10 protein-coding genes are annotated in these 14,414 nt (G+C 50.5%); 6 read left to right on the forward strand and 4 right to left on the reverse strand.

The genetic code is table 11. The features are described 5' to 3' along the window. The first annotated feature begins 1,092 nt into the window (after positions 1 to 1,092). From EDC14_RS17475 to EDC14_RS17500, 6 genes are all read left to right on the forward strand, one after another. Positions 1,093 to 2,385, forward strand: coding sequence for an ABC transporter substrate-binding protein (locus tag EDC14_RS17475; protein ID WP_132015602.1), 1,293 nt, complete (start codon positions 1,093 to 1,095; stop codon positions 2,383 to 2,385). Between the two features lie 120 nt (positions 2,386 to 2,505). After that, positions 2,506 to 3,393, forward strand: a complete 888-nt coding sequence (locus EDC14_RS17480) for a carbohydrate ABC transporter permease (protein WP_132015603.1) — start codon at positions 2,506 to 2,508, stop codon at positions 3,391 to 3,393. A gap of 157 nt (positions 3,394 to 3,550) precedes the next feature. Further along, the gene (locus tag EDC14_RS17485; protein ID WP_243662992.1) at positions 3,551 to 4,207 is read left to right on the forward strand and encodes a carbohydrate ABC transporter permease; all 657 of its coding nucleotides are present in this window, start codon (positions 3,551 to 3,553) and stop codon (positions 4,205 to 4,207) included. Between the two features lie 112 nt (positions 4,208 to 4,319). Continuing rightward, complete coding sequence (locus EDC14_RS17490; protein WP_132015605.1) at positions 4,320 to 6,143, forward strand: beta-L-arabinofuranosidase domain-containing protein; 1,824 nt, start codon at positions 4,320 to 4,322, stop codon at positions 6,141 to 6,143. Positions 6,144 to 6,191: 48 nt separating this feature from the next. Next, complete coding sequence (locus tag EDC14_RS17495) at positions 6,192 to 7,082, forward strand: PfkB family carbohydrate kinase (RefSeq protein WP_165908101.1); 891 nt, start codon at positions 6,192 to 6,194, stop codon at positions 7,080 to 7,082. Between the two features lie 50 nt (positions 7,083 to 7,132). Further along, entirely contained in the window at positions 7,133 to 9,493 is a 2,361-nt protein-coding gene (locus EDC14_RS17500) for a glycoside hydrolase family 65 protein (RefSeq protein ID WP_132015607.1), read from the forward strand. A gap of 93 nt (positions 9,494 to 9,586) precedes the next feature. Here the strand turns inward: EDC14_RS17500 and EDC14_RS17505 are convergent, their stop codons facing one another. From EDC14_RS17505 to EDC14_RS17520, 4 genes are all read right to left on the reverse strand, one after another. Further along, positions 9,587 to 10,402, reverse strand: a complete 816-nt coding sequence (locus EDC14_RS17505; RefSeq protein ID WP_243662993.1) for an HAD-IIA family hydrolase — start codon at positions 10,400 to 10,402, stop codon at positions 9,587 to 9,589. Between the two features lie 137 nt (positions 10,403 to 10,539). Further along, positions 10,540 to 11,445 (reverse strand): dihydrodipicolinate synthase family protein, encoded by a 906-nt coding sequence (locus tag EDC14_RS17510; RefSeq protein ID WP_132015608.1) that lies wholly within the window; start codon positions 11,443 to 11,445, stop codon positions 10,540 to 10,542. A gap of 34 nt (positions 11,446 to 11,479) precedes the next feature. After that, positions 11,480 to 12,808: a sn-glycerol-1-phosphate dehydrogenase gene (locus EDC14_RS17515; RefSeq protein WP_132015609.1), complete on the reverse strand. Its 1,329-nt coding sequence runs from the start codon at positions 12,806 to 12,808 to the stop codon at positions 11,480 to 11,482. A 40-nt stretch (positions 12,809 to 12,848) separates the two neighbouring features. Further along, positions 12,849 to 13,970 (reverse strand): mandelate racemase/muconate lactonizing enzyme family protein, encoded by a 1,122-nt coding sequence (locus EDC14_RS17520; RefSeq protein ID WP_132015610.1) that lies wholly within the window; start codon positions 13,968 to 13,970, stop codon positions 12,849 to 12,851. Positions 13,971 to 14,414: the final 444 nt, after the last annotated feature.

The following is a 14,414-nucleotide window of genomic DNA, read 5'->3' on the forward strand; positions in this document are numbered from 1 at the left end:
TAAAAAAACGAATCGGGACCGTTATCCCATGAATCAGAAAAAAAGTTTGTAATTTTTCCCAGCGTAGCTTGACGACATTGACCCTCGCCCTTCCCCGGAGCAGCCTATAAAAAAAGGTGTTTCAAGGGGAAGGGTAACCTTAGGCTTCGAATTCTAAGAGCTGGGAGCCTTCAGCGCCTTATGACTTTTTTCAAGCAGAAACCGATGCTTTCGCATTAAAACATTTAGAGATCAGCGGCCATGGTTACCCTTCCCGTCGAATCGGCTTTCCCTGAACAACTTCTCTAGGGAAGGGCGAGGGTTAGGTCCAAACCCCTATCATGCCTTCGTATTTTCTTGCGAAGCTAACTTGATATATAAGTTGAAATAAATATTTGAGTAAGCTTTTCCATCCGTGAAGCATGGCTGGAAAAGGGAAAATTACGGTATTTATTTCAACTTATGAATCAAGGAAATATGTTGCAATGATTTTGGATGTACAAAAACTTATTGCAACATATATAGTCAGAATATTATATTGTCTGGCGAAGGGAATGTTAGGGTAATTTGAAATTTCCTGAACTGAGAGGCTATCCGCAGCAAAAATCGGACAGCCTTTTTCTTTCAGTACGGCATATCTTGTTACCAGCGCTTTCTTGAGTAACCCATGACAACAGTCATGAGTTTATTAAAATCATATTACAAAATCATGACAATTATCAGCAGCAGGACCCGGAGGAATCCCGGTATAATAAATCTATATAAGTTGGATTAAACTTCTATATCAGAGTAAACATCATGTCCCGTAAGCCTTCCATGATGGATAAATGATTCAACTTATTACCTTCTGGGATAGGATGAAATAAATTCCGCTTTGATTCATTTGTAATCGGCTTTACCGTGCACAGACGTAAAACGCCGTTGCATTTGGAAAGCAAATTCTAATTCGAGAAATTTATTTGATCCTACCCAGAGGCGCGTTGTCCTTCTCTTTTCGTTGCAGAACCAATAAAATCTTCTCGGCAAGGAAGGGGTGATCGGGAAACTTCAGAGTCAATTGGAGTAGGCCTTCAGTTTGTTTATTCCATGTAAAAAATCTGAGGAGGGTGTTGAATGCGGACTAAGAAAATGGTATCCGGGTTATTGCTGCTGAGTCTCATTGCCGTTTTGGTTTGCGGCTTCGCGGTGGCGAACGCAGCCAGTCAAGTAACCTTGACGGTTTGGGATTTTAAGTATAACGACCCGGGAATGCATCCGGTCATGGTTAAGATTGACGAGCTCTTCATGAAAAAATACCCCAACGTCAAAATCAGCCATGTCGGACAACCGAACGACCAATATTACCAATTGTTGCGCGCGGCGGCTCAAGCCAACGACGGTCCTGATGTGGCGATGTTTCATGGCGCCCGGGGCGACACGTACGAATTGGATCAATTCCAAGTAAAACTCGATAAGTATATCAAACCCTGGCGGAAAGAGATTCCCGAAGACAGCTGGAAAGTGGCGTCCACCAACCGCAATTTCAAGAACGGCATTAAACTCATTCCCATGACCTCTCAGGGCTTCGGGTTCTATTACAATAAAGCCTACTTTAAAAAAGCCGGTCTTGATCCCAATAAGCCTCCGAAAGATTGGAACTCCTTCTTGGCGGCCTGTGAAAAGCTAAAAGCCGCCGGTATCGTTCCAATTACCGGTGGGACGAGGGACTATACCGCTAATTTCATGTTTCGTACTTTTGCCGCGAATATTTTCGGTAAGAATGTTTCCGGATTACAGACCGGCAAATTAGGCTTTGAAAAAAATGCCGCTTTCAAAAAAGCAGCTCAAATGATGGTGGAATTAAAGCAAAAAGGGTATTTCGATCCGAATGGGGCGTCAACCCCCTATTTTATGGATGCCATCAACAATTATGCTGCCGGTAAGGGCGCTATCTTCTGCGGTTTGCTCTCGGATGTCGCCAACTGGAAGCAGTTCAGCGATGCCCTTGGTAAGAATAATGTCGGATATTTCCCTTCAATCAACTTTACCGAAGCCAAGTCCAAAGATATGCAATCGTTCCAGCCCGTTGGCATTGGCTTTGGGGTCATGACTTGGTCAAAAAACAAGGATTTAGCTGAGAAATACGCCGAATTTTATGCCCGGGGCGAAGGCGCTCAGACCTTTGTCGCAGGTACCGGCGCTTTATCTCCGAATACCACTTTGGATGCGGAAGCCTTAGGATACCCAGTCTTAAAAGACATCAGCAGTTATCTTAAAAAGAATATTTCTGAGGACTATCAAACCTGGTTTGTGGGTTCTTTTGAAGACGATCTTATCGCCGTTACTCAAAGGTTATTGATAACCGGAGAAATCAATCCTGATAAATTCGTTGAGCAGGTTGAAAAAGTTGCCGCGCAACATAGATAAGCATCATCGCGTCCCTTTTCTTTAAGTCCGTTTTTGGCCGCTTTCATTCCCATCAAGGAATGAAAGCGGCGCCAAACCAACTTTTATTCGCACATACCTTCGGTGAGGAGTTCGATTTCTTTGAAAAAAAACAGCCTTCAGTCCTATGAAGCCCGTGACGCCTATCTGTTAATCGCGCCGTTACTCGTTCTCGTCCTGGTCTTCATTCTCTTCCCGGTAATCTCCAATTTTTATTACTGTTTTACCGACTGGAAGGGTTTCGGGGCGGTCAACTGGATTGGCTTCGATAACTTCAGCTCAATGTTCCAAGATGATAAATTTTGGCAGTCGCTTAATAACACCTTATTTCTGTTTCTGTTCATCCCGTTAGGCGCTTTTGTTCCTTTAACGTTGGCCGCGTTGTTACGGGGCGGGCTGAAAGGATGGAAATTTTTTCGGGCGATCATTTATCTGCCGAATGTCTTGGGTTACGTGATCTTGGGGATGATCTTCAATCTTTGTTTGCGATCGGACGGGCCGTTTAACAGCTTATTGCGGTTGGTCGGCCTGCATTCGCTGGCTCTGGATTGGATGTCCCAGCCTTTCTTGGCATTATTGTCATTAGGTCTTATCTATGGCGTTTGGATGAGAATCGGGTTCGGAACCATTTATTTTTTGGCGGCGATGGGCGGGATTGACGAGCAGCTGTATGAATCGGCCCGGATCGACGGGGCCGGTTGGTGGACCATCTTCTGGCGGATTACGCTGCCTTCGATCCGGTTTAATATCGAATTTTGGATTGTCATGTCGGTTATTGAAAATGTCGCCCGCGCCTTTTCGTTCATCTATGCCTTTAGTAAGGGCGGGCCGGGATACAGCACCTACACTTTGGAATACGGACTTTACGGCGTGGGTTTTATTAATGGGAAAATGGGTTACGCCAGCGCCTGGGCGACAGTCCTCTTCTTCATCTGCGCAATTATTGCCATTATTCAAATTCGACTAATGAGGCGGCCTGAAAATGAATAAAAGCGTAAAATTAATCATATACACCGTACTGGTATTTTTTACGATATCATCGATATATCCGTTGTTTCACGTTTTTATCACTAGTTTTAAGCAGTTGAATGAATATATCAATAACGGTTTCCTGCCATCGACCCATTGGGTATGGGATAACTATAGGGTGGCGATTGACCAAGGCAATTTACTATATTATTTTCGGAATAATTTAATTCTGATCCCAACGGCGTTGCTTTTTTATCTGTTCGTCTGCATTACGGCGGGATTTGCCTTCGGCCGGCTGCGTTTTCCGTTTCGGTTGTCCCTCTTTTTGCTGGTCCTTTTTTTAATGATCTTCCCCCAGATGCTTTTGTCGATGCAACTTTTCCAACTATGTTCCAAATTGCATCTGACGAATAGTTATTTAGGATTAATCCTGGTTTGGACCGCCTATTTTGCACCGTTCGGGACGTACATCATGGCGACATTCTTCTCCTCCTTGCCTTACGAAATCATCGAATCGGCCCGGATTGACGGGGCTGGCACCTGGAAGATCCTAACTCGCATCGCCTTGCCGATAGCCTATCCAATGCTGGGAATCATTATTATTATCGCCTTTCAATCCATGTGGAACGAACTCCCCTTTTCCTTATTATTGCTTCAAAAAATGGAAATGAGAACGGTTACTTTGGGTATTGCGATGATTCAGGGGCAATATGGCATTCCGGCCACGGTTCAGAGTGCGGTCATTATGATTGCCTCAATCATTCCGATGATGGTGTTTGTATTCTTTCAAAAATACATTGCCACCGGTTCGTTTGCCGGAGCCATTAAAGGGTGATTTTTTAGGGATTTAATATTCAAGCCCTGACTGACCTAATCGGCATTCCCAATCCAAAACGGTTACGGTTCTATGCGCGTATTAAACAGCACCGGGGGAGAAATCGACATCCATGGAATCGCGATATCAAAGACTGCCATACGGTTCGATCCGTTTGCGCGAAAGTATATGGAAGCAGAGATCGGCACTAAACCGGCAGTACATGCTCAGCCTTTCCAGTAAGAATCTGCTGCAAAACCATTATCTTACGGCGGGACTTTGGGGACCGGATCATTACCCCTCGGACTGTCATTGGGGATGGGAATCTCCAACCTGCGAAATCAGAGGACATTTCCTGGGACATTGGCTTTCAGCCGCCGCCAATTATTATGCAATGACCCATGATGACGAGTTAAAAGGGAAAGCGGATTGGATCGTGGGCGAGATCGCCAGATGCCAAAGGGAGAACGGCGGCGAATGGGCGGGCTCGATTCCTGAAAAATATCTGGATTGGCTGATTCAAGGGAAGAAAGTCTGGGCTCCACAGTACGTTCTGCACAAAACATTGATGGGACTGCTCGCCGCTTATACCCTGACCGGAAATGAACAGGCGCTGGAGGTGGTTATCCAATGGAGCCGCTGGTTTCAGCGCTGGGTGGAACAGTTTCGCCGCGAGCAATGGGACGATATCCTTGACAATGAAACTGGCGGAATGCTTGAAGTTTGGGCCGATTTATACCATATTACCCGAAAGCAGGAATACCTTGATTTAATGGTGCGGTATGACCGGCCCCGGTTGTTCCACCGTTTGATTGCCGGTGAGGATGTGTTGACCAATAAGCACGCCAATACGACGATTCCGGAAATACTGGGTGCGGCCCGGGCCTGGGAGGTCACCGGAGAATCCTACTGGTGGGAAGTAGTTGACGCCTATTGGCGCCTGGCTGTCAGCGAACGGGGTTATTATTGCACCGGCGGGCAAACCTGCGAAGAGTGCTGGACTCCGCCGCGACAATTGGCGGCGCGTCTCAGCAACGACAATCAAGAGCATTGCACCGTATTCAATATGATGCGGCTGGCCGATTTTCTATGGCGCTGGACCGGTGATACCACTTACGCCGAGTATTGGGAACGCAACCTTTATAATGGAATCCTGGCGCAACAAAATCCGAAAACCGGAATGGTCTGTTATTATTTGCCGATGGAAGCCGGATCCGTCAAAAAATGGGGCACTCCGACTCAAAACTTCTGGTGCTGTCATGGAACATTGGTTCAGGCCCATTCGGACCACGGCAGCCATGTCTGGTATGAAGATCGGCAAGACTTGGTTTTAGCCCAATTCATACCGGCGGAAGCCCATTGGCGGCGAAACGATGTGCCGATAAAGCTGGTATTGGATGATCGGGACTCGGCGGGTCATAACTTCCGGAATATTCAAGATTCTCTTCCCTGCGAAAGGGATTACTTTCGATCCGACCGGGAAGTTTGGGATCTAATAATTGTTTGCGACACCCCCGTGGAATTCACCTTAAAAATTAGAATTCCCGGCTGGATAAAGGGTGAAGCACTGATCGAAATCAACGGGGTCAAGGAGCCCACTTCAATAAATCCTTCAAGCATCTGCGCGCTTCATCGCGTCTGGCGCGAGGATCAAATTCACCTCGTATTTCCGAAAGCGCTTGAGTTTTCTTCATTGCCCGACAGGCCGGAGCTGGCGGCTTTTATGAATGGTCCCGTGGTTTTAGCCGGGTTGTGTCCAAATGAAAAAATCCTAAAGGGCGATCGGAACAAACCGGAAACGTTTCTGATTCCAAGCTTTGAATATAAACGGATCCACCGCGGCGACCGGGGACCGCGCTATCGGGCGGTGGGCCAAGGCGAAGCGATTCAATTCATTCCCCTTTACGAAGTGGAAGATGAACAATATACCTTGTATTTTCCCATTGAAAATAATTAAAGCCCCGGAATGATGTGCCAATATTTTGATTTGAGACGGAGAATGAACATGAATACTTACGATATCACCTTTCTCGGACATATGTGCTTTGATGAAATAACGCCTTATCAGGGTGAAACCAAAATCGCGCCAGGCAGCGCGGTGTTATGCGGCGCGATGGTGGCGGCGCAGCTCGGAAAAAAAGTCGCGGTCATCACCAAAATGGCCCAAAAGGATGAAACAATCCTCGCACCCATGCAGGATCAAGGAATTCAAACATTCGTCATTCCGGCTCACGAGACCACTTTTTCCGTGGTCATCCATCCAACGGCCAATGTCGACGAACGGCGCCTGATCTTGAAACAAAGCGCCGGGTTATTTCGGCTGGAAGAAATTCCGTCTTTACAAACCAAGCATCTGCATTTGGCGGGAATTTCCGACCAAGAGTTCGATATGGACTTAATTCTAGGTCTAAAAGCTAAAGGCTATAACCTATCCGCGGACATGCAAAGTTTCGTCCGGCAAGTGGATCCCCATACTCGCGAAATCGCCTTTATGGATGTCCGGCAGAAGCAAGCGATCATCCAACAGCTGAGCAAAGTGAAGTTGGACATCGTCGAGGCCAAAGTTTTGACCGGAACCGATGATCTGGAGCAGGCAGCCCTGGGGATCGAAGCATGGGGTTGCCCGGAAATCGTGATTACCCATGCCGGGGGGGTACTGGCCCGGGCCGGCGGCCGGACGTATTATGAGAAATTTTCCAACCGCAGCGTGGCCGGGCGGACCGGCCGGGGCGACACCACCTTTGCCGCCTATCTGTCGTGGCGGATGGAACATGATGTTGCGGAATCGCTCAAATTTGCCGCCGCATTGGTCTCCATCAAGATGGAAACCCCGGGTCCTTTTCAGGGGACGCTTCAAGATGTGATCGAACGCATGATTTTGGAACATTCCGCATAAGCGCCGGGAAGATCGACAGATTACGGATTTTCACAAGGAGGTCATAAACCATGCATTTATTCAAAACATCGGAAAAATATTTCACGGTCGATCCCTGGACAGTAGTTGAAAAAGGGTTTGCTCCGGCCAAACAACGCCTGGCGGAATCGATCTTTTCCGTGGCCAATGAGTTCATGTGCGTCCGGGGGTATTTCGAGGAAGGTTATTCCGGCGATCACCTTCTGGGCAGTTATTTCAGCCAGTTATACGACATGACGGATATTAAGTACCCGCAAGTATTCAAGGGTTTTATTACCGAGGGCGCCACCATGATCAATACGGTGGATTGGTTATACACCCGGATCAGCTTGGATGGCGAAGAACTGGACTTGGGCAAGGTGAAGTTTTCGGATTTCCGGCGGACGCTCGATCTGAAAAACGCCACGCTCAAACGGGAGTTTATTTGGACGACCGCCACCCAAAAAAGGCTCCGGATTACCTTTTTGCGGTTTACCAATATCGTCCATACCGCCATGGGATGTCAACGGATTATTTTGGAACCGCTGAATTTTTGCGGCGAGATCAAAATCTGTTCGGGTTTGGACTTTGATACCCTCTATGAACTGGCCGCCGGTTGGGACCAAACTCAGGGGACCGGTTCCCGCAGTGAGCAGAATCATGACTTGAACTTTTGGACCTGCGAACGGCGACAAAAAACAAAGGATATTTGGGCGATTCAGGCGCGGACCCGGCGTAGCGGAATCAAACTCTTTTCCAGCTTTCGGTTGGTCTCCGATCAAGTAATCACACCCGAAACGGTGGAGCGGGAAAAATTCATCGGAGCCGAGTTTTCCCTTCAACTGACTGAAAATCAAGTCGCGTCATTTGACAAAATCGCGGTGAATCATTGGGAACAGGCAAATGATGTCGAGCAAGTCTGGAGCGCCGGTCTTAATCGGGCTCAAAAATACGGCGAGGCGACTTATGACGCGACCCTCGAGGAACACAGCCGACACTGGGCCGATTTCTGGCGGCGGATGGATGTTGAAATCGAGGGCGATCCCGAGTTGCAGCAAGGGGTACGGTATTCTTTATATGCGCTATACATCAATTACCATGGCGAAAGCGAGCGGCGGAACGTCCTTTGCAAGCTCGGGGGCGAGGTATACAACGGAGTAAATTTCTGGGATACCGAAATCTATTGCCACAGGCTGTACATGTTCTTAAACCCGGAAATCGCGCGAAAGCTTTTGATGTACCGTTATCATTACCTTCCCAAAGCCTTGGAGAACGCGAAACGGGTCGATCTGGAGGGAGCGCGTTATCCGTTCGCCACTTTGACCGGGGTCGAAGAGATGGGAACCTGGCAGCACGTTGAATTGGAAATCCACCAGAACGAAGCGATTTATTATGCGATCTGGCATTACGACAAGGTCTGCGGGGACAAAGAATTCCTTTACAATGAAGGAATTGAGATGTTATTGCAAATGTGCCGCTGCATGGCGAGCTGGGGCGGCTGGAGCCCCAAAAACGGCGATTTCGGCTTCTACGGGGTAATGGGTCCGGATGAGTTCCATATGATGGTCAATCATAATTGTTACACCAACTACCTCGGCAAAAAGATGTTTAACTACACGTTGGAGGTCCTCGAGGAAATGCGACGGGAAGCTCCCGAGCTATATGAGCTGGCGCTAGCCAAAGCGGAGTTGCGTCCGGAAGAGCCGGCCGAATGGCGACGGATGGCGGAGAAAATGAGAATCTTGAAAGATGAAGCGACCGGAATTTATGAACAGCACGACGGGTATTTTGATCTGCCCCATCTGGATGTCAAGAACATTCCCGTATCGCAAATCCCCATCTATAAACACTGGGCGTATATTAAAATATTCCGGTTCAACATGATTAAACAGCCGGACTTCCTGAACTTGCCCTATTTCTTCAGCCGGGATTTTACGATGGCGGAAAAGAAGGCCAATTACGAGTTTTATGAAGCGCGGACCAGCCACGAATCGTCACTGTCGCCTTCGCTGCACGCCATTTTGGCAGCCGAACTCGGGAAACTGGAAGAGTCTTATCATTTCTTGGCCTACGCGGCCCGCCTGGATCTGGATAATTATAACCGCAACACCGAACAGGGCATTCATTCTTCATCGGCCGCCGGGGTCTGGGCCGGGGTGGTCTCGGGCTTCGGAGGGCTACGCACCGACGGCGCCGTTTTGACTTTGAATCCAACGATCCCCGCGTCGTGGAAGTCATACGGATTTAAGATCTTTTATCGTGGAGCCTTGATCGAAGTCAAAGTAAACCACGACGAAGCGATATTCAGGGCTTTGGAAGGTCCCTCAGTCCAGGTCGGAATTTATGACCAATCCTGTCAAATCACCGCTGAACCGCTCAGCGTAAAAGTTAAAAACCATTCAAGCGAAATTTGAATCCATTGTACATTTAGTGGGATCCAAGAAAGGGTCCGAACGGACTCTTTCTTGGATCAACCGAAACCCGCCGTCTACTCCTCCGCTGCGGTTTCAAAGCCACTCGGCGATCTCCCCCAGATCCTCGGCGATGCGGTCGGGTTGAAACGGAGAACCGTCGAGATCCTCTCGTTGCGTCTCGCCGCTGAGCACCAGGATCGCCATGATTCCGGCCTGCCGGCCCATGGCGATGTCGGTGTAGAGCCGGTCGCCCACCATGGCCACGTTCGCCGGCTCGATGTCGAACTTGGCGCATAACGCCTCCACCATTTCCTGATGGGGTTTTCCGATCACCTTGGGCGCGACGGCGGTAGCCGCAGTGATCAAGGCGGTCATCGCGCCGCAGTCGGGAATGGGCCCTTGCGGAGTGGGACAGTTGAAATCGGGATGAGTCGCGATAAACGGGACTCCCTGCCGAATCAGGCCGCAGGCCCGCCGCAGTTTTTCATAGGTAAGGGTCAAATCGAAGCCCAGCACCACCGCGGCGGGCCGGTCATCGGTCAATGTAAAACCCGCCTCCCGGAACTCCTCCTCCAGCGCGGGAGTTCCCAACAGATAGATCCGCCGCGCGAAGGAATATTTATCCAGATAGTACCGGGTCGCTTCCCCGGAGGTGAAGATCTGATCGCTGCGGACCGGAATGCCCATCCGGGTGAGTTTCTCCACGTAGTAGCGGGCGCTTTGAGAGGAGTTGTTGGTCACGAAAATATACTGTTTGCCCTGAGCGGTAATCTTCCTCAGAAACGGCAGCGACCACGGGAACAGTTGGTCCCCAAGATAGACGGTGCCGTCCAGATCTAGCATAAAGGTATTGATCGTTTCGAAGCGTTGCCGCCACTCGGCGGTAGTCGGTTCAAGTTCGGATCGCACTGAAATTCTCCTCGCTATGCTCGAAGTCGGATAAATGTATAACCGCAACATCGGATGGATGCCGCTATAACGATATACCCGCATGTGCCTATCTCTTGAAAAATGAATTCAGGTTGCAACATATTATGGATAGCAAATTAAGCTGTATCCCCGATCAATCCGGCTTTTCCCAGAATACTCCGCAACCGTTCCATCTGCGCATCGTTTAACGGTCCCGCCGGTTTTCCGGCCAAGGGCGAAATCCCCTCGATGAGAAAAGCGACCGCTGCCTTCATGGCGGTTACAAAAGGCTGCGATACGTCATAAAGCTCCATCAGACCATTGATCCGCTCCTGCAACAGCGCCACGGTTTTCAGATCGTTGTCGCGATAGGCCGTATAGATCTGGACAAATAACTGCGGAGCCAAATTGGAGAGGCCGCCGATCAGCCCGTTGCCGCCGGCGATCAGATTGGGGATCAAATATTCGTCGAATCCGGAGAAGACCGCGAAGTCCGGCCGTTCCCCCTTGACCGTCCGGATCAGTTTCCGGGTATGGCTGATGTTGTCGACGGTATCCTTGATGCCCACAATATTCGGAAACTCATGAGCCAGTTTCAGGACGAGCCGGGGACTCAGATCCACCGCCGTCCGGTCCGGGAAATTATAAAGCAGCAAGGGCAGATCGGCCGACCGGGCGATCTCTGCGTAGTAGCGGTAAATGCTCTCCTCATCCAATTTGAAATAATAGGGGGAGATGGCTACCGCGAAATCGGCGCCGGCCCGTTGGGAATATCGGGTCAATTCGACGACTTCGTCGACGACGGTCCCGCCGGTTCCAATCAGCACCGCCACCCGTTTCCGGACCGTCCTGACCGCGAAGTCGATAAACTCCCGCTTCTCCGCCAGGGTCAGATTGAAAAACTCCCCGATGCTCCCCAGAAAGAGGATTCCATCCACGCCGTTCTCAATCAGCCGGTTCACGACTCTTTCATTTCCCGGAAAATCCAGTCTCCCGTGCTGATCAAAAATAGTGATCATCGGTGTAAATATTCCTTGCAACAAAGCAATCCTCCCGTCTTTCCAGTTTTACTACGGATTAACAGATCTCATCGGCCAGTTCCTCCAGGCATCCAAGCTGATCGGCGGTCTCCAAAATGGTGTACCGCATCCGGCTGGCTTGACTGGCCAGGACTCCCTCGCGGGTGCGGGCCTTATCCAGGTCGAGATCCTCGGGACGATAGGGAGCCCCGACTTTCCGGAGCATTTCGGTCAGGTATTCCGGGCTGAGCATGAAGGCTTGAATCGCCGAGCGCCACTCTTCGGCGGTGTTGACGGCCCGTTCGATTCCGGCCAGAACGTCTTGGCGGGCGAAGGAGCGCGGCTCATTCTCCTTGAAAACTTCCCCGGCCAGCGGGCCGTAGACGTCTTTGACCATCGCTTCCCAACGGCCGCGGTTGGATAAGCGATCCGCCGCCCGCTCGAGATCAACCCGGGACAGATCCAGAGTAAACAGCTTCGCGTATAACTTGCTCATGAGCACGGTGCCCACGGCGACCTCGTCCCCGTGGAAGTGCTTGAATTCGCCGCGCATGATAGACTTCATCTCCCAGAACTGGGCCAATAAATGCTCGGAACCCGAGGCCGGCCGGGAGTTGCCCACCCATAACATGGCAATGCCGGCGTCGATCAAGCCGCGCGTCAGGGAGGCGATCGCCGCTTCGTCCCGGGTGATAAACCGGCCGGCCCCCGCGATGCACTCGTCCACCGTCTTTTGCACGAGGTCCACCGCTTGCTGGCAGTAATACTCGCCGTTGATAATCTTTGAGAGCACCCAGTCGGCCCGGCCGATGACCTTGCCGATCAGATCGCCGAATCCGGCGGCGATCATGGCCAGCGGCGCGTTCCGCAGGATGGCCGGGTCCGCGTATACCGCGGTCGGATAGGTGGCGGGCCAAGGCTTTTTAAAACCGTTGATGACCAGCGGAGCGACCACCGAGGTATACCCGTCCATCGACGGCGCCGTCAGCAGCGAGATATAACCCCGCCCGACCTTGGAACTGATGTACCGGGCCAGGTCGTTGAGCGTCCCCGAACCTGCCGCCACCATGAAGTCGGTCGCAGCATCGAACTCGGTCAACACTTTGATCAAGGACTGTTCGTTGGGAATGATCTTCTGATCGGTGTCGAACAGGCACACCCGCACCTCACAGCCGTCTTCCCGCAAGATTCGCTCGGCTTCGCGGCCCGCCAGATCCATCGTGTTCCGGTCGGCGATTAACAAGGCCTTTTTGCCGAACCCCAACCGTTCCCTGCAGCCCGACAGCTGCTGAAGCGCTCCCCGTTCCACGACGATCTCCTTGATGGGGAGCGGATGAATTCGGCCACAGGAACAAACCTTTTCCGGTTGTTCGTTTGAATGATTCAAAGCTTTTCACCTCAATGACGCCCTGGGGGGTTCCCGGGGCTTATTTTGAATAAAAATACTCCTTTTTGCGAAGCAGCCCCTCTCTCTCAAGCAAATTCCAGTCCGGGTCCACCGGCAGGCCCGGCTCGGAGGGCAGATAAAACTTTCCGTCCCTGGCCTCCGGCGCCAGCTTCATCAGCGCCACAAAGCTTTTCATGATGGGAGTCAAATATTCGACCATGGCATCCTCCGAGGCGGTGGCGATGTAAGCGCCCGTGATCTGCGACAGTCCTCCCGAAGAGAAACGCAAGCCATATTCTTTGGCGATATCTCGGATCCGGAACCACTCCCGGATTCCGCCCATGCTGGAGGGAACCGGCTGAAGATGGGAGACTCCCAATTTGGCGTATTCCTCGAACATATACTGGGTCCGCATCGATTCCCCCATCGAAACCGGGATCGGGCAAATCTTAGTCAATTTGCCGAGTTCGCCAAAGTTCCAGGCGTGAACCGGTTCCTCAAACCAAGCGATGTCATACTCAGCCACTCTTTCGGCGAACCGGCAGGCGGTTTGGGCATCCCAGCACTGGTTGGCGTCAATGGCGATCTGTATTTTTTCTCCCACCAACTTGCGAACCATGGCGATCCGCCGGACGTCCCTTTCCACCTCCGTCCCGAAGTTGGTGGCAATCTTCATCTTAATAACCGAATAACCCTCTTGCACAAGACTGGTGATTTCGCTCTCGAGCTCGGCGTCGGTCAGCCCGGTACCCCCGGCGCTGCCGTAGACATGCACCCAATCCCGTTCCGCTCCCCAGAACCGGTGCAGCGGCAACCCGGCCCGTTTGGCCAGGATATCGTTGAGCGCCAGATCGAATTTACCAAAGTCGACAATGGCCTCGCTGGAAAAGCCGCGATTGCGGAGCTTCCAGTAGACCTGATGATACCATTCGTCGTAGGTCTTCTTTGCGCCGGTCATAATCAACGGCAGGATGACTTCCTGAAACTGCGGGGAGCATGGCGCCTGCCCGCACAGGCCATCCTCGTCAAACAGCTGCACCCATCCCTCCATCGGCACGCAATCAAACGGTCCGCCGGTGGAGTCAAAGAAAGGCCTCGGTAAGGCAATCGGCGCGAAAGTGCTGACTACCGCTTTACTAAATCGGAGTTGTTGATTCGACATGTCCACATTGCTTCCCTCCCAATTCGTCACTGAGGATGAAATAAATATCCGCTATATAAAAGCGTTGTGATAAACCCTGTCCGAAGGCCAGGGTGAACACAAAAGCTCAGAAAAGCAAGTGATAAAGTCGTTTTTTAGGCCATTGAAAGGATGATTTCCGAATTTGAGGACTTTATCACATGGCTTAATGGCTTATAAGTTGAATTAAATATATGTTATGCATCATGTCCCGTAAGCCTTCCATGATGGATAAATTAAGGAATTTAATTCAACTATTACCGCTGTAATAGGATGAATTAAATTCCGTTTTTATTCCATTTGCATTCGGCCTTAGGAATGCAAATCTTAGTTCAGAAATTTATTTCATCCTATATAGGGGGTGAGTCGATTTATCCCTTCGTCTACTGAGCCAACTTGATAATCAGGTATTTTTTGCCGTAAAAA

It is taken from the genome of Hydrogenispora ethanolica (assembly GCF_004340685.1).
Lineage (GTDB): Bacteria > Bacillota > UBA4882 > UBA8346 > UBA8346 > Hydrogenispora > Hydrogenispora ethanolica.